This is a genomic window from Pauljensenia sp. C0254C2, from assembly GCF_056583835.1.
Window position 1 is genome coordinate 96,685 of record NZ_JBWPJO010000004.1, and the last position, 19,966, is coordinate 116,650.

A 19,966-nucleotide genomic window follows, 5' to 3' on the forward strand; every position below is an offset into this window, starting at 1 on the left:
AAAAGGAACTGCCACCACTTGACATCAATTATTCTTTCGTGCACACTCTAATCAATTCTTACGAACTAACATCAACTGACACGAAAGAAGTTCGATATGAATGGAGACAGTAGGTCTGGATACGTAGTCGAGACGGATGTCATGGATGGAACTGATTGCAATCGTGGGCTGGTGACGGTCACTGCCTGGGCAGGTGTACCTCTCCTGGCACTGACCGCCTACCTCGCTGTCCTCATTGTGCGATCAGGTGATCTGTATCGACCGGAGCTGTTGATTGCTCTGATCATCGCCTGTGTTGCAACGGTTTTTCTGGCATGGAACCAGCTCTGCGTCTTCCTGGCACTCCTCGCGACAGCTTCGTCGCGCACTGATGCACTGTCGCGGGCTCTCATTCGTTTTATTCGTCGCTTCGGCACGCAGCAGGCACGCGCAGTAATCGCGCGTCATGCTCTGGCGTTGAGCGTGTCGACCACCGCGATCAGCGCTATTGGAATGCCGGTTTTTGCCGCGCCACTCACGCCTTCCACCCCTTCTCTGACCAGTACATCATCTGCCACGCACGTTCTTCCCTTTTCTTCCATCGACGAGGGTGACTCCACGATTCCCGATGATCTGACCTGGCCAGCGTTGACCGCACAATCCACTTCGACAGCGCAATCAGGAGGTCCAAGCGCACAGCTTCCCTCCCCTTCTCACCAGATGCCACACGACACTCAACCAGAAGGCAACGCGATGGCACCCTCGCACTCTGGGCCGTCGACACAGACCGAGCACTCTGCACCATCTGCGAAGAACACTCCGCCTCAAGTCAGCCACCCTGCTGGATCATCGGCTTCCCAGGGCACCGACTCATCCAAGCAGCCCGCCTCCCCCTCGCACGCATACAGCACCGATTCCTCGGGGAAGCCTGCTTCACCTGTTTCCTCCAACGGTTTAAGTTCTGCCGGACAGGCAGCCTCATCCGTCCACTCACACGGTGTTGGCGCCGCAGGACACGATGCTTCGCCCGCCCCCACCCACAACACCGCTTCGTCCAACACGGGCAGCGCCACCCACTACGAAATCCAGCCTGGCGATTGTCTGTGGACGATCGCTGAAACATCCCTCCCCGCCTCAGCATCCGATGCCACGATCGCCCGCCATGTCGAGCGACTGATCCATGCGAACGCTGAGGTAATCGGAGACGATCCTGACCTGATCCACCCAGGAACAGTTATCACGATTCCCCCTAAGGAGAACTCATGAGCACGATACGCGCAGCCGAACGTTACTCCCGCAGCACAGATGGCTGCCTGAGATGGGATATGCGTCGAGATATGCCCACCCCGCTCGTCCTCGATTTTGAAGAGCGCCTCAAGCCCGATCCGGCGCGCCCCATTGCGCGCGACACGTTGCCCGACGCAGGGACGTGGGCAGCCAACCTGACGCGCGGCATCATTGAGGTTCTGCTGGGACGCAGACCCATCATGCAGCTTCGACGGTGGGTCGTGCCGGGGCTCTACGACCAGATTGATGCCACGGACTTCGATCCGGGCGGCGCGCTCCCCGCGCGGCGCACCAGCCCTGCCCCATGTCGCGTCATGTCAGTGAGCACGTGCGCCATCAAACCTGGGACGTTTGAAACCACCGTCGTCTTTGCGGTGTGCGGCCGGATCAGGGCAGCAGCGCTGAGGCTGGAAGATTTTCGAGGGCGATGGCTCGCCACCGCTCTCGACATCATTTAGAATCTGTCCGCGCACTACCTGTCAGGAGACATAGGGAATTCGCCTGCAAAGAGAGCGGATCTCTCGCCTGCCAGGTATCGATGCCTTAGCGGTTTTTCCTCCGCTTGGCCGCAGCACGACGCTGCGCACGGTTCCCGCCGCCAGACGAAGCCGCGTTACCGCTCCTGCCTCGTCCAGCAGCCCGACCGCCAGCAGGCGACGCCTCGCCAGCGGTGTTACTCGATGAATACTTCAAGCGTGCTGCCTGCTTTTGCTGGCCCACATCACCCATCACAGATGTAGCACGCGCCAGCGCTGCAGACGAAGCTGCAGCTTTTTGCTCGGCTTCCTGCTGCATCTGACGAATCCGGCGCTGCTGTTCACGTTCAGCCTCTGACGCCTCGTCGGAGTTCCCTTCCTTGGCGTCATCCTCCGAATCCCACAGCGCTGAAGCAGTTTCCAGCGCTCCGGTCGTGTCTTCTTCAGCAGCCTCATCGTCCTGTTCACCAGCAGGTGAGAGCACGCCCTGTTCGCGCAGACGCTGCCACGCGAGTTCGAACTGGTGCAGGTAGCCGAAGATCTGCTGAACCGATTCTTCGCGGATACGCTCCATCATCGCCTGGAACATCTGCGCGCCCTCAGCCTTGTATTCGACCAGAGGATCGCGCTGTCCCATTGCACGCAGGCCGATGCCTTCCTTGAGGTAGTCCATCTCATACAGGTGCTCGCGCCACAGGCGGTCGACCGTCGCCAGCACGACACGGCGTTCGAGGTCACGCATCGGATCTTCCCCGAGCTGCTGAATTGCCAACGGGTTCTGGTTGAGCTGCTCCTCGCCCAGCTCATAAACCGTGTGGATGTCACCCCTGATTTCAAAATTCAGGTCATCGCGCACCAATGAGTCCTGCCCGCCGTGAGCTTCGGCCACCTCTTTGGCGCTCACTGATACCGGATAGTAGGAGCGCAACGCTGCCCACAGCTCGTTCAGATCCCAATCGTGAGCCGAATCTTCCTGCGTGTGCTCAGCAATGAGTGATTCAACCAGACGATCCATGAACCAGGATACCTGATCCTGCAGGTCGGCACCCTCAAGGACCTGACGACGCTGGTCATAAATCAACTCGCGCTGGTTAGTCATCACGTCGTCATATTTGAGGACGTTCTTGCGGATCTCGGCGTTACGGCCTTCGATCTGCGATTGTGCACTGGCAATGGAGCGTGACACAGCCTTGGATTCCAGTGGCATATCTTCCGGGTATGCGTTCGAGGCCATAATGCGCTGCGCAATCGTTGAATTAAACAGGCGCATCAGGTCATCTTCCATTGACAGGTAGAAACGAGACTCGCCCGGATCTCCCTGACGGCCGGAACGACCACGCAACTGGTTGTCAATGCGTCGCGACTCATGGCGCTCAGTGCCCAGGACGTACAGGCCACCGGCCTCGCGCACCTCTTCGCGTTCAGCTTCAACTGCCGCTTCGGCTTCCTCCAGTGCTTTCGGCCACGCCTCGCGGTACTCCTCAGCGTTCTCAGTCGGATCGAGACCCTTGGCAGCAAGGTTGGACTGCGCAATGAACTCCGAGTTGCCGCCCAGCATAATGTCGGTACCACGGCCAGCCATGTTGGTGGCAACGGTGACTGCGCCCTTGCGGCCAGCCATTGCCACGACTTGAGCTTCACGCTCATGCTGTTTGGCGTTCAACACCTGGTGGGAGATGTGATGCTGACGCAGCATATTGGACAGCACTTCGGATTTCTCCACAGACGTCGTGCCCACCAGGATCGGCTGTCCAGCCTTGTGGCGTTCCTCAATATCCTCAACGATCGCGTTGAGTTTGCCTTTCAGCGTGGGGTACACAAGGTCGGAGTGATCCTTACGGATCATCGGCCGGTTCGTCGGGATCGGAATGACACCCATCTTGTAGGTATTGGAGAATTCGGCGGCTTCCGTTTCAGCCGTACCCGTCATACCGGAGCGTGACCCCTCAGGATACAAGCGGAAGTAGTTCTGCAGCGTAATGGTTGCCAGCGTCTGGTTTTCAGCCTTGATCTGGACCTTTTCCTTCGCTTCGATCGCCTGGTGCATACCTTCGTTGTAGCGGCGCCCGGGCAGCACACGTCCGGTGTGTTCATCGACAATGAGGACTTCGCCCTTACTGACGATGTAGTCCTTGTCGCGGTGGAAGAGTTCCTTAGCCTTGATGGAGTTGTTCAGGAAACCGATCAGCGGCGTGTTGGCGGCTTCGTACAGGTTCTCCACGCCCAGCTGGTCCTCGACTTTATCGATGCCGGGTTCCAGGATGCCAACCGTTTTCTTCTTCTCGTCGACTTCGTAATCCACGTCGCGTTCCAGCAGCTTCGCGATGCGCGCGAACTCGGTGTACCACCGGTTGACATCACCGGTCGCCGGCCCGGAAATAATCAGAGGCGTACGCGCCTCGTCAATCAGGATCGAGTCAACCTCGTCAACGATGACGAAGGCATGGCCGCGCTGCACCATGTCTTCAGTGCGCTGAGCCATATTGTCTCGCAGGTAGTCGAACCCGAACTCGTTGTTCGTGCCGTAGGTGATATCGGCGGCGTACTGTTTGCGTCGCTCGTCTGGGGTCTGGCCGGTGAGGATACATCCGACGCTGATGCCGAGGAAGCGGTAGACGCGTCCCATCAGCTCTGACTGATAGTGCGCCAGGTAGTCATTGACGGTGACCACGTGGACGCCTTTGCCGGTGAGGGCTCGCAAGTACGAGGGCATCGTGGCAACCAGAGTTTTACCTTCACCGGTTTTCATTTCGGCAATGTTGCCCATGTGCAGGGCAGCGCCGCCCATCACCTGGACGTGGAATGGCCGTTGACGCAGCGTCCGCCAGGCAGCTTCGCGAACTGTGGCGAACGCTTCCACCATCAGTTCATCCAGCGTCTCGCCGTCTTCGTAGCGCTTCTTGAATTCGGGGGTCTTAGCCTGTAGTTCTTCATCGGTCAGTGCCTTAAAATCCTCTTCAAGTGCATCTACGTGGTTCGCGATACGCTCGAGTCTCTTCAGCGTTCGTCCTTCTCCAGCTCGGAGGATTTTGTCAATCAGTGACACCGGTTCTCCTGACGTCTCATTCGAGGCACTTTGCCCCTACGTGCACGCACTCTAGTTAAAAGGCGCATATCACGCTTATACAGTCTACGAAAAATCTGCCACAAACGATTAATGGCATTCAACTCTTTCGCTCTCAGCCACACTCAGCACCCTGTCGTCGCGTATTCGACCGTCCTCTCACTCCCCCACAACCCCAACTGTCGATCTCGCGCCCTACCGCACAGATGCCACGCCAAACTTGTCTCTAGCCATGCAGGTCACAGGCGTATAGGCATATCCGCCCTTCGCTGCAGTCAGCTGAGATCGACAGTTGGGGCACAGAAGGCGGGCAAGAGGGGCACGCATGAAGGATGAACCCGTACAAGGCGCGGGCTCAAGAGATGAGCACGCGCGAATGGCGGCGCGAGAGCGGGTACGAGGGAGAAAGGCACAAGACGCGTCCGCGGCGGCAGCACCGATCGCTGGTACAGCTTTCACGCATACAAAGGTGTGGCCCGCTGCCAAGGCAGCGGGCCACATAAGGGGCCAGTCAGCGGTTAAGCCGACGCCAAGACCTATCAGGCCGGCGCTGTGAACTAACAGGTCAGCACGATGAACTGACAGCACTATGAACAACAGGCCAGCGCGATGGCTATCAGGTCAGCGCTTACACCGATGCTTTGACCTATTTCGCCTAGTCGTCTCGCGATTCGCCTTCTCCGATTCGAGTATTCAGGCGGATCACACCGTAGGTCCAGCCGTGACGGTGATACACCACGCACGGTTGGTGTGTTTCCTTGTCGACGAAGAGGAAGAATGGGTGACCAACCAGTTCCATCTGGTCGAGCGCCTCATCCACACTCATCGGCTCAGCTTCATGGACTTTTTGCCTGACAATGACGGGAGAATCACCCAGCTGTTCTTCACGGGCCTCACCCGGCTTGAGGTCGTACGCGCTCTTCAGTTCGGCACGAGGCGCGGCGGCTGGCTTTGCCTCGGGTTCAAGTTCGGATTCAAGGGTGCGCGGATCGAACTCCTCATGCGGGTGTGGCTGATAATGGCGCCGATGATCTTTCGCGCGGTCGCGCGCACGACGCAGCCTTTCAAAGAGCTTTCCCGCTGCGATATCAACTGCCGCATAGCGGTCCGCTGAGGTTGCTTCGGCACGGATGACGGGGCCTTTCCCGTAGACCGTCAGCTCGATACGCTCAGCGGTGTCGGCTTGCCGCGGGTTCCTTTCGTGGGTCAATTCCACGTCCACGCGCTGTGCCCGCGGATAGAACTGCGTTGTCTTCGACACCTTCTCTTCAACGTACTCACGGAAATTCGGATGGATTTCGGCATTACGTCCGACAATTGTGATGTCCATGTCTCCTCCAGAGATTCAGTGGGCCCGGTGCCCACGTCAACAGTGCTCACGCTTCATTGCGATGAGCGGTGAGTGTTGTTATCACCCCCTGTATCGCGGCAGGCCCGACGTTACGGAACCGACCTGCCTTCTGTTATGTGCCTTCCATCATAATGCATGGTCGTGACGTATTTCACGTTACTGGGGTGTGCCTGTCGCACTGACCCGACACAGAGTGACGACCGCCTGAACCGGCGGCCCCAGCACTTGCGCCATTTCACGCACCGTCGCCCCCGTCGTCATCACATCATCGACGAGGATGACGTTCACTTTGGGCACAATATCGACACGCCGAATCATCGACCCGCTGCGTCCTGCGGCGCGAGCAGCCCCGCTTTTCCCAGACTGGCTGCTGCTTCCCACACGCAAGCGCACTGCATCGATGACGCGTACACGCATCCGCGAGCGCCCACCATCAGCATCAACGCGCGCATGCGACAGACCCACCGCTACTCCGTGCGCCACATCGAGCGCCACGAGTTGTCCGCGAAAACGCCTGGCAAAGCGTGACGGAGCCGGCACGACCCATATTTCATCCGCATCAAGTGTTCGCCACGCCGCCTCGCGCGCCACATGTTCCCCCAGCGTGATCCCACAGCGCCACAGAAATTCACTCAGATCTACGCGTGGACGATGCTTGGCAGCCAGAACGATCGAACGCAGCGCTCCCGCATATTCACCCAGTGCCCACGCCATGATCATCTGCTGTTCGTTCACCTCAACCGCCTGCCAGGTGCCCGGATCATTCGTGGCAATGGCACGGCAACGCTCGCACAGAATCGCATCCCATTTACCGCACCCCACGCATTGCACGGGCAAGATCAGGTCCGACAGTGCATGGGACACCCTCGTCAATGTGTGATGCAAAAGGTGAGTTGCGTCGGCGTAATCCACTCCTCCAGCAGACCTCATTAGGGGCCTCGTGTCGACTCACACGGGCCGTTCTGTGGATAACCCGTCTCAGCCCGGATAGGAAATCTCGCGAACGGGGGCGCCCACGGCCTGCCACACCGACCCTGAACGCGAATACAGGTTCCCTTCTCGGGTGCGGATGTAGATGTTCGAGGGTATCGCCCCTCCACTGATCATCTCGACCTCACCAGGCACAGGCATGGTGGAGCCGAATCCACCCAGGGGCTCGATGCGGATCTGAGGTGAAGAATCCGAGGCAGACTCGTCGAACACGAGCGTCACGGTGCCAGCCCACGACACGTCATTGACCGTGGCAGACGTGGCGCTGACCTGGATGGGCGTGCCCACGCTGGTCGGCACTCCCTGAGGGTCACGCACGATCGGCGCGACCCACACCGAACGGGTCGTACCGACTTCGCGGATCAGAGCCAGGCGCGCACCGTCGGGTGAGACCTCCACCGAGTGAATAGTGTGGGAGTGGTCAAATGGTGAGGGGAGCTCAATGTAGGTGCCGCCCAGCCCCATGATGTAGATGGGAGAACCTGGCGTGGTTGACGACGTTGCCCACGCCATGTCGAAGCGGTCGACTGAGGGCCATGATGGCGAGGCGACCGGATGCGCGACCTGCCCGCCATCACCGTCAGCAATATAGACAGTGTCCTGCCCCACCCACGCCATCGCAGCATCAGAGGTGGGTCCAATTGCCGGCTTTGACGCGTCTGGCCCAATTTGCTCCGGGGTAAGAAGCAGGCGCGTGGAATTGCCAGATACGCTGACAAAACCTGTATCTGAAATCCCCACCGCACTGTCCATGCGATAGTCGGGACCCAGCGGCACTGCCAGGTCCCCGATCGTCGCACCCTCAGACACAATGCGCACCGAGGTGACGGACGTGGATTGCGTTAACGTGGTGTAGATCTGCCAGTACAGTTCCGTCGGGTCCTGTACCGGCGCGACCTGCCCGTTAAGTGCCACGCTGGCCACCTGGTTGTCAACGCTGATTCCTCCAGCGCCCAGGGCTACGCCTTCTGGAATCGCCGAGGTGACGGCCGGCGCGATCGACTGGGACGGTCCCGCGAGGAGTCCTTCCATAAGGTGAGTAGCCAGGCGGCGAATCGGATACCACCGCGGATCAGGCACCAGCGCTCCCCCGTCATTGGACGGGAAATACAAGGAGACGAGCTGGTGGGAGGCTGTCAAGGAAGCTTCCGACACCATGACCCCATCGTCCAGAGAATCGATGCGCCACTGACCATCTTCCTGGACCAAGTGGAACGACCGTGCGATCTGAGAACCCGATTCGGAGGGTGTCAGCAAACCGTTGGCGTCGATTGTTGCGACCGCGGGGGCGGTGACATCTGTCGTCACATCGCCCGTTCCTTCCTGCGACTGTGTCGAGGGTGTTGACGCGGTCGCATACACCTGAATCATTGTGGTCGGCTGCCACGTCTGGGCAGCTTTTTCAGTCAGATACAGGCGCGCCGCTGCAAAGTCATCAGTTGTACCGGCAGCGCACGCCAGCAGAAAATCGGACACCAACATGTCCGGGGTGCTGCCCTGGGCCGGGCCCCCTGCCGCCACTTCAACCGGTTCGGCTGATGGCGTGGGAACGTCGAACGGGTGAGGTGAGCTGGCACTCGGCAACACTGAGCAGGCAGCAGCTGACAATACCATCGCAATGCCTGTTGCGCATGCGAATGCACGCATAAGGACCGGCGACTGCGAGACGTGCGAACCTGCTGACCGGTGCCGCATAGCGCATGCACGCGCGATTCGATTCAGCCTCATTCCGCCGCGCCTCCTTCGGACGAACCATCCTCGCGCCCCTCGCCCCATTCATCCTTCCAAAGTTCCAGCGGGCGGGATGCCACGGCTGTGCCCACCTTGCGCGGCAACGTGATGACGAATGAGGATCCTGCTCCCGGCACGCCCCAGGCTTCAATGGTGCCGCCATGCAGGTTGATGTCCTCGCGCGCAATTGCCAGACCCAGCCCGGTTCCACCCGTTGTGCGCGTGCGAGCGGGGTCGGCTCGGAAGAAACGGTCGAAGACATGGGAAACGGTCTCTTCACTCATCCCCACGCCGTGATCGTGCACCCGCAGGGCGACATCGGTGTCGGTGGCGGCAATGTCGATATCAACGGCGCGGCGCTCCGCGTGTTCGATCGCATTGACAACGAGGTTGCGGACAACTCGTTCGACGCGGCGCGAATCGATCTCTGCGTCGCATCTGTTTTCTGGGTTGTGGATGATGATCGGCACGTTGAGACGCTCAGCCAGTTCATTGTGATCGTTGACCACTTTCGCTGCGAGTGCACGCAGATCCGTGGACTCGGCATCCAGCAGGGCACTTCGGGCGTCATAACGGGAAATCTCCAGCAGATCAGCCAGCATGGAGTCAAAGCGTTCGACCTGTTCGTGAAGGAGCTCGGCAGATCGCTTCGTCGATGGGGATAAGTTGTCGCGATCCTTCCAGATCATCACTTCCGCCATGCGGATTGTGGTCAGCGGGGTGCGCAGTTCATGTGAGACATCGGAGACGAAACGCTGCTGGAGTTTCGACAGCTCGTCATACTCGGTGATGCGGTGTTGCAGGGAATCCGCCATGTTGTTGAAGGCCTGTCCCAAGCGAGCCATTTCGTCGACACCTGTCACCGGTACGCGTGCGTGCAGGTCGCCCTCGGCCAGTCGCGATGCGGCGGACGAGGTGATGCGCACAGGACCCATCAGGTGATACAGAATCAGGAAAACTGCCAGCGGCAACACGATCGCAATAGGGATGACGGCCCAGCCCAGAGAGCGCATCACCATCGTGATGATGTTCTGTTCCTGTTTGAGCGAGTAGATAATGTACATTTCGTACAGCCCGGCGCGCGGCAGGTTGACCTGAGAGCCGACGATGATGCCCGGCTGTTCACTGCCATCCCTGTCGTGCAGCGCCACGGATTGCCACTGACCGCTGGTCGATTCAACAACCGCGTCACGCAGTGGGTCCGTGATGGTTGTCAAGTAGTCGACGTTGATAATTTCGTTGATGCGGAAATTAGTGTCGGACGAGGGCGAGCGAAGCACCATCACCGACACTGCTCCGGCGCCGGCAGCTGAACCACGCACATTAGCCACCATTCGACGCGCCAGCTCCTGAACCTGGTCAGGGCTGGAGGCTGTCGACTGGTCGAACATGGATTGCGCGGAAGCGAATCGAACACCAGCGTCCTCCAAGATGGCGTCTTTCCTGTTATCGAAGACACTGTCGGTGAGCTGCTCGGACGTGATCAGAGCAAAGATAATCAGCAGTGCCAGCGCCGAGGCGCACAGTGACAGGGCGATACGCACTGAAAGCGAGCTGCGTGCCTTTTGCCAGAGCCACAGGCGTTCATGCCAGCGCGGTTGCCGAGTGGTCGCGTCCGATTCCGGCGCAGTGTCACGACCCTGTTCCGGCACGATACCCCACTCCGCGCACAGTAATGACGATTTCGGGGCGCTCCGGATCGCGTTCAATCTTCGAGCGCAGACGCTGGACGTGGACGTTGACCAGACGAGTGTCGGCAGCGTGACGGTAGCCCCACACTTTTTCCAGTAGTTCCTCGCGCGTGAATACCTTCCACGGGGCGCGGCACAGCGCAACCAGCAGGTCGAATTCGAGCGGTGTCAACGCGATCGTCTCGCCGCCTCGGCGCACCACGTGTCCGGCCACATCAATGGACAGTTCGCCCAAGCGCAGGTGTTCCTCGGCGCTTTCGTCTCGACCTCGCAGGCGGGCCTTCACACGGGCGACAAGTTCCCTGGGTTTGAACGGCTTGGGTACGTAGTCATCTGCACCGGCTTCAAGTCCGGCCACCACGTCAGCAGTGTCGGAGCGCGCGGTCAGCATGACGATGGGAACGTCGGATTCGCGCCGAAGCCTACGACATACTTCAATGCCGTCAATTCCCGGCAGCATCAGGTCCAGCAGCACCAGATCTGGAGCATCGGTGTGGAATTCATCGAGCGCACGAGTACCGTCTTCCACTGCGGTGACGGTGAAGCCTTCAGATTCGAGGACGATGCCGATCATCTCCGCCAGTGCGACGTCATCATCTACCACCAGGATATGTGCTGCCATAATCACAATAGTGTCACGAAATGGACAATTTTTACAGTCGACCCGCTTTCAACTTCCGTTCCTTTTGTGGCACTCACGGTCGTGAAAAATAGAATTGTCCATGACTTCATGGCACGATTAAAAACGATCACTGCACTGACACTAATGTCCAAGGAGTCAGACCATGAGTGAAAGCGATCAGTCGCGTACATTCGATCAATCGGCATCGGAGGGCGCATCGTCGTCTCCGCCTTACGAGGCCAATCAGACCGCGCCCGAAGCCGGCCACGACGCTTCCTGGTCAGCACCAGGTTCTGGATCCGCGTCTTCCGCATCGCAATTTGATTCCGCCGCTACCGGCGGGGCATCTGGCCACGCCGGAGCCTATAGGCCAGGTTCCGACTCACGTGAAGGGCCTGATTCATCCTGGGGTGCTCCGCCTCCGCGGTGGGGACAGCGCACGTCGTTCGCTCCGCCTGCCAATGGATCTGACCAATTCGCCGCACCCGGCCAACCAGCCTCACAGGCTTCCGCCCAGTGGTCGCATGCAAGCGACCACTCGGCGCCAGGGAGCGGTGATCAGAACTTTGCTCCCGGTGCCGGCCCTGCCCCGCAGAATGCTCCTCGGGCGCAGCAATGGGGTCTGGGTGACCCCAAGCCAGGGGTCATTCCGCTGCGCCCTCTCCAGATCGGTGAACTGTTCGAGGGAACGTTCCGTGCGATGCGTTCGAACCCGTCTGTTGTTTTCGGTTTCACCCTTGTCGTCGTCCTGATCGTCGCAGTGATCACCGCGATCATCTCGTCTTTGACGGTCGATTCGGTCTTCAACAAGCTTTTCCCGCTGATCGACCAAACTGACGAAGACCCAACCGTTCTCATTGACTTCATCCTGTCCGACCTGTCCAGCATCGCCACCAACCTCGGTATCAACGCGGTGACTACCACCGTTCTTCTGACAATCTCCACCGTGCTGGTCACCGGCGTGCTGTGCGCAACCGTTCAGGACGCTGTTTTGGGCAGGGCGTGCACACTGGCGGAAGCGTGGAACCAGATCAAGTCACGCGTAGGCGTGCTGTCCCTGTACGGTTTGCTCCTGTCGATCCCCAGCATCGCCATCGGTGCGCTGATGATCTTCGTGCTCACTCAGTTGGGAAGTGCTCAGGAAAGCGACATGCAGCGCATTGCCATCATGCTCCTTGTTGCCACCGTCGCGGCACTCATTGTCTCACTGGTCTACCTGTTCCTGCTGATTCGACTCCTGTACGTCGAAATCGTCATCGTCATCGAACGCTCCGGTCTGATCGACTCCATCAAACGCTCATGGAAGCTGACCAAAGGCAGTTTCTGGCGCACATTCGGACGCTACGCGCTGATCTACATTCTGCTCACTGCGCTTGTATCTGTCGCCAGCGGCGTGGTCGGTGCCGTCACGGGCCTGCTCGCATTGACCGGCTCCCCCACCATTTTGTTCGTCTCGTCCGTCCTGGGCACAACGATCGCGCAAGCCGTCACGCTGCCGGTCGTCGCCTGCTTTACGACACTGATGTATGTCGATGAACGCATGCGCAAGGAAAACCTCGGCCCCGCCCTGGCTCAAGCTGCCCGCGCCTGACTGGCAGGCCACTGATGCGAATCGTCAACCTGGACGTGCCCGTCACTCCGGATGCCCCAGAGGCTCAGGAGTGGCTCCAACGCGAGCTTTCCAAGACGCGCTATCAGTTTCCAGACCCCGTCGACAAGTCCGGTGAGACACTCCTGCAGCGCATCCTGCGATTTCTTCAGGAGCAGTCTTTCCCTACATTGCCCGGCTTCAAGATTCTCATGGTGGCGCTGGCTGTCTTTGCCGTGCTTCTCATTGTCGCGCTGATCCTCAACCCCATTCGCCTGCGCAACCGTGTGCGTTCTCATTCGGTCATGTCCGACCAGGACGTCTCCGCACGCCAGGCGCATGACAACGCATCTAGCTATCTGAAAGAGGCGGACTTCGCGCAGGCGTTCATCTGGGGAATGCGCTACCTGGTCCTGAGTCTTGACGAGCGTGACGTCGTGCGTGCCACGCCTGGCCTGACCGCTCATGAAGCGGCCACGGCTGCCAGCGCGCAGTTTCCAGACTCGCGCGACTCCCTCGTCAATGCGGCCGCGCTGTTCGATGCTGTCCTGTACGGCAGGTCAACTCCGACACGTGACGATGTCACCCGCCTGATGACACTGACGAAAGCGCTACGCACTTCACGCACCTCCTCAGGCGAATCACTCGCAGGTGACCCACCGTCAGGCGACTCGTCTCCAGACGGCTCAGTATCTGAACACTCACCCTCAGACGCTGACCGTGTTCCCTCAGCCCAGGGGGCCAGGTGAATCAGCAACGAGCCACGGTCGCCACGCTGTCCGCACGGCAACGACTGCGCGAAAGCAAACCCCTGCTGATCCTGATCGGCATCATTGTCGCGTGCATGGCGCTCCTGCTGATTATCCCGACCAATTCGCAGGATCGGCGCCCATTTTCCGCCGGAAATCTGCACGATGAAGGCTCGGCCGCCCTCATTGAAGTCCTGCGCGAACAAGGGGTGAATGTCTTCGTCACGTCTTCGCCGGAGGACGCTATCGCCCGCGCTCAGCAGCCTGATACCACGCTCGCAGTCGCAGGAGATGTGGTGCCACTGAATTTTCAGATGTACACCGACCGGATCGACTCAATCGTGTGGATCGCGAACGGTCAGATGACCGGCCCGGAATTCAACGGCGTCAAGTTTGCCGGCACGTCCCAGCTTCTGCCTGGTGTCCTGAAACCGGACGTCCCTGCGACGGTTCGTTTGCTGGAGGATTCAACGTGCCGGTCCGAGGCGGCCAAGCGGGCCGGAAAGATTTCGAAGTCCGAGGTCACAGTCAGCGTGCACGAACCGTGGACCGGGTGCTTCGAGCAGTCTTCCGGCCAGTTTGCTTACGCTGAGAAGATCGAGGGTGACCAGTACCGCGCCATTATTCCCGGCGGGGCGGTGGTGCAGAACAAGACGATCGCTCAGGCGGGTAATGCTGCGTTGGCGTTGAACACCCTGGGCCGCAACGCGAACCTGGTGTGGTTCGTGGGCTCACTGAACGCCGGCACGACGGTTGCCGCACCTGCCCCTCCGATGCCGCTGTGGCTCAAATACGGAATTTTACTGCTGGGCCTGACGATGGCAATGCTGGCGTGGGTCAAAGGCGTGCGCCTTGGTCGCCTCGTTCCTGAAAACCTGCCCACGCCTGTCCCCGCCATTGAAACCGTCCAGGGACGAGGACGACTCCTGCGTTCCAACCGTGCGCACGCCCACGCAGCCACGTCGTTGCGCGTCCACACGGCACGAAGGATTGCCCGCCGCCTGGGGGTCACCGACCATTCCTCACGCGCCGCGCTGACCGAGGCGATTAGAGCCTCAGGTGTGGATGTGATGCGTGCTGACGACACATTGTGGGGGCCGGCCCCCACCAACGATCAGGATCTTGCCCGCCTTGCACAGGAACTCAAACAATTGGAGGCTGATATTCGCCATGAGTGACCAGATGACCAATGACCAGATGAGCACCCCACCTCACCAGTCTTCTCACGAGTTCTCTCAAGAAGAGTTCGAGTCAGCCCAGCAATCCTTGCTGCGGATCCGCTCCGAGATCAGCAAAGCGGTTGTCGGCCAGGATCAGGCCGTCACCGGCTTGATTATTGCGCTCGTGGCAGGCGGACATGCACTGATTGAGGGTGTGCCCGGCGTTGCGAAGACACTGCTGGTGCGCTCCCTTGCTGCGGCTGTGGATCTTGAGATGACACGAGTCCAGTTCACGCCCGACCTGATGCCGGCTGACATCACCGGGTCGATGGTGTGGAACGCGGGCGATTCGTCCTTCGAGTTTCGCGAAGGCCCGGTCTTTACGAATATCCTGCTGGCCGATGAGATCAACCGCACCCCGCCAAAGACCCAGTCCGCTTTGCTTGAAGCAATGGAAGAACACCAGGTCAGTGTTGATGTCACGACTCATCGTCTGCGTGAGCCGTTCATGGTGGTCGCCACGCAGAACCCCGTTGAGCAGGAGGGAACCTATCCCCTGCCTGAAGCGCAGCTGGACCGTTTCCTGGTCAAGCTCGACATGCCGCTTCCGCCGGCAGATGTGGAACGGGAAGTGCTGGCGCGTCACCAGCGCGGATTCGATCCTCTGCAGCTCAGGCAGGCGGGAGTGGAACCTGTCGCCACGGCTGATGATCTGGCTCTGGCCCGAAAGGCTGCTGCGCACATCAACGTGGACGACGCAGTAATCGCCTACATCGTCGATCTTGTCCAGGCAACCCGTCGTTCCCCGGCAACATCGCTCGGCGTCTCGCCACGAGGCGGTACCGCCCTGTTGGCCACGTCGCGGGTGTGGGCGTTCCTGATGGGTCGATCATTTGTCACTCCTGATGACGTCAAGGCGATGGCGCCGGCAACTCTTGCGCATCGTCTCTCACTGAATGCTGAAGCAGAACTGGAAGGTACGACAAAAACGGCAGTGATCAACAACGTCCTGGCGACGGTGGCGGTTCCACGGTGATTATCCCTTCGTGGAGAGCTGTCGCCCTCACGGCGCTTGGCATCATCCCCATCATCTTTTTCCCCACGATGGCATTGACGGTCGCGTGGTTCCTCCTCGTGGTGGCGATGGTGCTGGTTGACAGTGCGCTCGCGCTTTCGCCGCGAAGGCTGGAAGTCACGAGGGAGACGCCTTCACCTATTCGTGCCGGCACTGATTCAGTCTGCACCCTCACTCTGGCAAATCCCTCCGGCAGGGTCGTGCACATGGATGTGCGCGATGCATGGCCGCCGTCGGTGCGCCAGGAGCCTCATCGTCACCATGTGCGTCTCGAGGCGCACGGTAAGGCGCGATTGCGGACAGCGATTTTTCCTGCCAGGCGTGGCACGGTTTTTTCTGATTTTGTCACCGTGCGCACGTGGGGTCCTCTTCGGCTGGGGTCCCGTCAGGTGTCGTTGCGCGCTGACCTGACGCTGACAGTGATCCCGGAGTTCCGCTCGCGCCGCCTGCTTCCGTCCCGGCTGCAGCGCCTCCACGATCTGGATGGGTCGACGGCCACGGTTCTGCGCGGACCGGGCACCGAGTTTGATTCTCTGCGCGAGTATGTCATCGGTGATGACCCTCGTGACATTGACTGGCGTGCCACTGCCCGCTCACGCGACCTCATGGTGCGCACGTGGCGCCCTGAAAGAGATCGCCACGTGGTGATCGTTGTGGATACCGGGCGCGCAGGATCCCTGCTTTTGGGCCCCACAGATGTGGAGATGATTCGCAGCAGCGACCTGTCAGTAGTTGAAGAACATACGCATGACGCTGACGTGGTGGATGTCGGGTCGGCGCCTCGCCTGGATTCAGGTATTGAGGCAACGCTGCTTCTGGCAGCTTTAGCTGATCGAGGTGGGGACAAGGTGCACGTGATGGCGGTTGACCGTCAGGTGCGTGCCCGTGTCAGCGGTCTGACGGGGCCACGCCTTCTCAACCAGTTGGCGATCGATTTTGCCGGCGTGCAGCCCACCGTTGAACCTACTGACTGGAATAAGGTGATCGTGGAAGTAGGGCGCATGGTGCATCACCATTCGCTGCTGGTCTTGGTTACCGAAGTTCCGCCGTTGGGGTCAGATCCTGACTTTGTGGATTCTGTGGCAGCCCTGTCGCGCAATCATCGTGTGGTCGTAGCCTCGGCGCGTGACCCGCATCTGGATCACATGCTGTCAGAATCTGACACGATTGATCAGGTGTATGGTGCGGCAGCTGCTTCCGCTGCCCGCCGTGAGATCCGTCAGGCCTGTGAGGACCTCAATCGCATCGGTGTGATGACGCTCGACGTGTCGGCGGGTCTGCTCAGCGCCAAACTGGCTGACTTGTATGTGCAGCTGAAAGGCCAGGGACTGGCCTAGCACAAGTCAGGCAGCAACGGGTTGCGCGTAGCCGGCATCCGATTCCAGATCGCCAATGATCCCGAGCTTGTGGGCACGCCCTCCGAGGATGAACGTGTACAGCCACAGTGCGGTGATGACCAGTACCCCACTGCCGATGCGAATCCAGTTCGGCAAGGATGATGGCGTCACGAATCCTTCGATGAAACCGGAGATTGCCAGGAGGATCACCAGGCCGCCGCAAATCACCACCATTGACCTGCCAGCTCGCGCAAGGGCTCGTCCGCGGGTGGTACCACCAGGGCTGATCAATGCCCAAAACAGGCGCAGCCCTGCCGCACCGGCAATGAAGATCGCCGTCAGCTCGGGCAGACCGTGCGGAAGGATGTAATGCAGGAAGAAAGCTGGCCCCGCATAGTGCACAACCAGCGCACCTGTTACCCCCATGGAGACAGCATTGCTGTAAATGATCACGAACGGCATGATTCCGGTGATACCCGCGCCGATCATCTGGATGGCGATAAATGCGTTGTTAAACCATACGGATGCGCCAAACTGGGCGTTCGTGTCTTGTGAGTAGTACTCCACGAAGTCGTGGAAGACGAATGATCGTGCTGCTTCTGGCTCCATCAGCGTTTCAATGGCAGCGGGGTTGCGTCCCAGCCACACAATTTCAGTGATGGTAATCGTCAGGAACAACGCCATGATGCCGATTGTCCACCACCGCACTTCGTACAGTGCGGCAGGCAGCGTCACTTTGAACCATCGAGCCATGCCAACCAGGGATGCGCCTGACGTTCCGGTCAGGCGTGAACGCGCTCGCGCCAGGTCGTTGGACAGTTGGTGGATGAGGTCCGGATCAGGCATGGTGGCGCGTATCATCGCCAGGTCCGAAGATGCACGCCTGTACAGCAGGCTGAGTTCGTCAATCTGATCGCCGTCCAGGCGGCGCATCCGTGCAAGCGTATGGAGTCGATCCCATGAAGGCGACCGCGAAGCTTTCAGCGCATCTATGTCCACTCGAGCTAGCATGTCATACATGAGCCCAAACGTCTCGCCCGTACGCAAGATTTCCGATAACCGGTTGAAAACCGGCGAGGGTGTCTCCCTGGACGTCTACCCCGCCTCCCCCGTGGTGCGTGGGTTGGCTCTCCTTATCGATATGTATGTGTATATCGCCACCTTCGGCAGCGTGTTCTTGCTGATGGCGTTTCTGGGCACCTTTGACTCAGGGTCACGGGAACGCATCGGTGTCATCGGCACGATGGTGATGATCTTCCTGATCGCCCCGATGACTGTGGAGTTTTTGACGCATGGTCGCTCACTGGGCAAATGGGCGTTCCACCTGCAGGTTGTTCGAGATGACGGTGGTCCTGTCACGATGCGTCAGATCGCGATGCGAGCGGTGTCCGCGCTCCTGGAAATTTTCATGACGATGGGGTCGGTTGCCGCGGTGACATCGCTGGTCAACAAGCAGTCAAAGCGTCTGGGTGATATCGCTGCAGGAACGATCGTGGTCCGACTGCCTGAGCCGGCACATTTTGTTCCCCTGGTGATGCCACCGGAGTTGAAGCGATGGGCTGACACTGCGTTGTTCACTGATCCTGGAAGTGACGTGAGGGCGTACGGCCTGTATCTGATGCGCACGATCGCAACCATGTCGCCAGCTCAGCGCGCTCAGCTCACATCGGAGTACGCCCACTCGTTGCTGGAGTATGTCTCACCTGCCCCGCCCACGGCTGATGCGGAGCGTTTCATCGCGGCATTCCTGGTGACATTGCGTAATCGCGAGTATGTGCGCGACGTGCGTCGCCATCACCGTGATGAAGTTCAAAGGTCACGCACAGGCGCCGTGCCTTTTGAGATCGGTGCTGCCTGAATTATTCCTTGTCCTCAGGAGTCATTCCCTGTGTCGTAATCACATGGAACCGTGATTTTCTGGCCTCGTGATCACCAGCGAAGGGACCGCGTTCAGCCTGCCAGGGGCGGTTGAGTGTGTCTTTCCCGTCAATTGACGAAGGGGCAGCCGGGTCGCCTTGTTGGGCGTGGTGCGCGACGCATTGAGCCACTGGTGAGGCTGAATCGGTGTGGGCGGCATCGCGGACTGCGTCAACGAGCGCCATCAGGTCATCGGCCGATGGTGGTGCCGGGTCAAACGAGCTCTGCAAACGCACGATTTGCCATCCTTGAGGGGCAGTCAGATTATTCGCGTGGCGTTCACACAAGTCGTATGCGTGCGGCTCACTCGCTGTTGACAGTGGACCGAGGACGGCCGTCGAATCGGCATAGTCATACGTCAATGTTGCAACAGGAGCCCCTGCGCATCCGGGTTTGGAACAGTGTCGAGCCAGCATCACGCCTTCTACTGTAGGGTGGCCTGACGCCGGTTGCGTGGAGGCACACCCAAGGTTGACTGCCATTTTCGCCATGCCATCGCTTACAGTGACCATGTGCCTACACGGAGTCAAGGTCGTCGTGATCGCCACGGACGAGGGATGCGCGGACCACAGTTTGTGCCGGGTATCCCTGCGCGCATGACGCGGCGCGCACAGTTTGTGCGCTGCGTTCAAGATGCTGTCAGTGAGCTGACTGAACGGTGGCCAGCTGTGGCGACCATTGAATTCGGTGTGGAGGATGTTCCACCGTCCGATCCTGCTGCGTGGGAGGACCATTCGGTGGTCATTGCCCGCATTTTTCCCGCTGATCGCCGGCGCGGGCTGCGTGACCGTATCGTCGTGTATCGCCGGGCGATGGAGCTGCACAACGCGCGCTCAGACATGGACACGGTGATGCGTCAGATTCTGGCTGACCGTATTTCGCATATTCTGGCGATTCCGCCCGACGAGCTCGAAGAGTATTTCGACATGTAGTCGCTTCAGTCCGGTCC

The 19,966-nt window shown here is 59.7% G+C and carries 17 protein-coding genes; 9 read left to right on the forward strand and 8 right to left on the reverse strand.

What is annotated here, in order from left to right; translation table 11 throughout:
* The first annotated feature begins 96 nt into the window (after nucleotides 1-96).
* Entirely contained in the window at nucleotides 97-1,245 is a 1,149-nt protein-coding gene (locus AC1DA5_RS04495) for a LysM peptidoglycan-binding domain-containing protein (RefSeq protein WP_480289354.1), read from the forward strand.
* Entirely contained in the window at nucleotides 1,242-1,724 is a 483-nt protein-coding gene (locus AC1DA5_RS04500; protein WP_083314439.1) for an Rv3235 family protein, read from the forward strand. Before AC1DA5_RS04495 ends, AC1DA5_RS04500 begins: the two co-directional genes overlap by 4 nt.
* An 85-nt stretch (nucleotides 1,725-1,809) precedes the next feature.
* Here the strand turns inward: AC1DA5_RS04500 and secA are convergent, their stop codons facing one another.
* From secA to mtrA, 6 genes are all read right to left on the reverse strand, one after another.
* A complete protein-coding gene (secA, locus tag AC1DA5_RS04505; RefSeq protein ID WP_092648707.1) occupies nucleotides 1,810-4,788 on the reverse strand; it encodes a preprotein translocase subunit SecA in 2,979 nt (992 codons plus the stop codon).
* A gap of 673 nt (nucleotides 4,789-5,461) precedes the next feature.
* Nucleotides 5,462-6,136 (reverse strand): ribosome hibernation-promoting factor, HPF/YfiA family, encoded by a 675-nt coding sequence (hpf, locus tag AC1DA5_RS04510; RefSeq protein ID WP_058237022.1) that lies wholly within the window; start codon nucleotides 6,134-6,136, stop codon nucleotides 5,462-5,464.
* 177 nt (nucleotides 6,137-6,313) lie between these two features.
* Complete coding sequence (locus AC1DA5_RS04515) at nucleotides 6,314-7,021, reverse strand: ComF family protein (RefSeq protein WP_480289357.1); 708 nt, start codon at nucleotides 7,019-7,021, stop codon at nucleotides 6,314-6,316.
* Nucleotides 7,022-7,135: 114 nt separating this feature from the next.
* Complete coding sequence (locus tag AC1DA5_RS04520) at nucleotides 7,136-8,875, reverse strand: LpqB family beta-propeller domain-containing protein (RefSeq protein ID WP_480289359.1); 1,740 nt, start codon at nucleotides 8,873-8,875, stop codon at nucleotides 7,136-7,138.
* A complete protein-coding gene (gene mtrB / locus AC1DA5_RS04525) occupies nucleotides 8,872-10,530 on the reverse strand; it encodes an MtrAB system histidine kinase MtrB (RefSeq protein WP_480289361.1) in 1,659 nt (552 codons plus the stop codon). The genes AC1DA5_RS04520 and mtrB overlap by 4 nt, the downstream gene beginning before the upstream one ends.
* A complete protein-coding gene (mtrA, locus tag AC1DA5_RS04530) occupies nucleotides 10,511-11,191 on the reverse strand; it encodes an MtrAB system response regulator MtrA (RefSeq protein ID WP_480289363.1) in 681 nt (226 codons plus the stop codon). Before mtrA ends, mtrB begins: the two co-directional genes overlap by 20 nt.
* Before the next feature lie 163 nt (nucleotides 11,192-11,354).
* Between mtrA and AC1DA5_RS04535 the strand changes: the two genes are divergently transcribed.
* The 5 genes from AC1DA5_RS04535 to AC1DA5_RS04555 are packed head-to-tail and all read left to right on the forward strand — an operon-like array spanning nucleotide 11,355 to nucleotide 17,100.
* Entirely contained in the window at nucleotides 11,355-12,782 is a 1,428-nt protein-coding gene (locus AC1DA5_RS04535) for a DUF7847 domain-containing protein (protein WP_480289365.1), read from the forward strand.
* A gap of 14 nt (nucleotides 12,783-12,796) precedes the next feature.
* Nucleotides 12,797-13,528, forward strand: a complete 732-nt coding sequence (locus AC1DA5_RS04540; protein ID WP_480289366.1) for a DUF4129 domain-containing protein — start codon at nucleotides 12,797-12,799, stop codon at nucleotides 13,526-13,528.
* Nucleotides 13,525-14,706, forward strand: a complete 1,182-nt coding sequence (locus AC1DA5_RS04545; RefSeq protein ID WP_480289368.1) for a hypothetical protein — start codon at nucleotides 13,525-13,527, stop codon at nucleotides 14,704-14,706. Before AC1DA5_RS04540 ends, AC1DA5_RS04545 begins: the two co-directional genes overlap by 4 nt.
* Before the next feature lie 19 nt (nucleotides 14,707-14,725).
* Complete coding sequence (locus tag AC1DA5_RS04550) at nucleotides 14,726-15,724, forward strand: AAA family ATPase (RefSeq protein WP_227469282.1); 999 nt, start codon at nucleotides 14,726-14,728, stop codon at nucleotides 15,722-15,724.
* Complete coding sequence (locus AC1DA5_RS04555) at nucleotides 15,721-17,100, forward strand: DUF58 domain-containing protein (protein WP_480289370.1); 1,380 nt, start codon at nucleotides 15,721-15,723, stop codon at nucleotides 17,098-17,100. The genes AC1DA5_RS04550 and AC1DA5_RS04555 overlap by 4 nt, the downstream gene beginning before the upstream one ends.
* Nucleotides 17,101-17,106: 6 nt before the next feature.
* Here the strand turns inward: AC1DA5_RS04555 and AC1DA5_RS04560 are convergent, their stop codons facing one another.
* Entirely contained in the window at nucleotides 17,107-18,033 is a 927-nt protein-coding gene (locus tag AC1DA5_RS04560; RefSeq protein ID WP_480289371.1) for a stage II sporulation protein M, read from the reverse strand.
* Nucleotides 18,034-18,118: 85 nt separating this feature from the next.
* Between AC1DA5_RS04560 and AC1DA5_RS04565 the strand changes: the two genes are divergently transcribed.
* Nucleotides 18,119-18,958 carry an RDD family protein gene (locus AC1DA5_RS04565; RefSeq protein ID WP_480289373.1) on the forward strand — a complete coding sequence of 280 codons (840 nt, stop codon included), beginning with the start codon at nucleotides 18,119-18,121 and terminating at the stop codon, nucleotides 18,956-18,958.
* A 1-nt stretch (nucleotide 18,959) separates the two neighbouring features.
* Here AC1DA5_RS04565 and AC1DA5_RS04570 read toward each other — a convergent pair whose 3' ends face one another.
* Complete coding sequence (locus AC1DA5_RS04570; RefSeq protein WP_480289435.1) at nucleotides 18,960-19,433, reverse strand: DUF3499 domain-containing protein; 474 nt, start codon at nucleotides 19,431-19,433, stop codon at nucleotides 18,960-18,962.
* 96 nt (nucleotides 19,434-19,529) lie between these two features.
* Between AC1DA5_RS04570 and AC1DA5_RS04575 the strand changes: the two genes are divergently transcribed.
* Nucleotides 19,530-19,949 (forward strand): metallopeptidase family protein, encoded by a 420-nt coding sequence (locus AC1DA5_RS04575; protein WP_480289374.1) that lies wholly within the window; start codon nucleotides 19,530-19,532, stop codon nucleotides 19,947-19,949.
* Nucleotides 19,950-19,966 lie beyond the last annotated feature (17 nt).

Bases quoted from the DNA above. Each gene is read 5' to 3' on its own strand.
- mtrA (WP_480289363.1), bottom strand. From the start codon at position 11,191: ATGGCAGCACATATCCTGGTGGTAGATGATGACGTCGCACTGGCGGAG.
- AC1DA5_RS04565 (WP_480289373.1), top strand. From the start codon at position 18,119: ATGAGCCCAAACGTCTCGCCCGTACGCAAGATTTCCGATAACCGGTTG.
- AC1DA5_RS04540 (WP_480289366.1), top strand. From the start codon at position 12,797: ATGCGAATCGTCAACCTGGACGTGCCCGTCACTCCGGATGCCCCAGAG.
- AC1DA5_RS04520 (WP_480289359.1), bottom strand. From the start codon at position 8,875: ATGAGGCTGAATCGAATCGCGCGTGCATGCGCTATGCGGCACCGGTCA.
- hpf (WP_058237022.1), bottom strand. From the start codon at position 6,136: ATGGACATCACAATTGTCGGACGTAATGCCGAAATCCATCCGAATTTC.
- AC1DA5_RS04550 (WP_227469282.1), top strand. From the start codon at position 14,726: ATGAGCACCCCACCTCACCAGTCTTCTCACGAGTTCTCTCAAGAAGAG.
- AC1DA5_RS04500 (WP_083314439.1), top strand. From the start codon at position 1,242: ATGAGCACGATACGCGCAGCCGAACGTTACTCCCGCAGCACAGATGGC.
- AC1DA5_RS04495 (WP_480289354.1), top strand. From the start codon at position 97: ATGAATGGAGACAGTAGGTCTGGATACGTAGTCGAGACGGATGTCATG.
- AC1DA5_RS04570 (WP_480289435.1), bottom strand. From the start codon at position 19,433: ATGCTGGCTCGACACTGTTCCAAACCCGGATGCGCAGGGGCTCCTGTT.
- AC1DA5_RS04535 (WP_480289365.1), top strand. From the start codon at position 11,355: ATGAGTGAAAGCGATCAGTCGCGTACATTCGATCAATCGGCATCGGAG.
- AC1DA5_RS04560 (WP_480289371.1), bottom strand. From the start codon at position 18,033: ATGCGCCGCCTGGACGGCGATCAGATTGACGAACTCAGCCTGCTGTAC.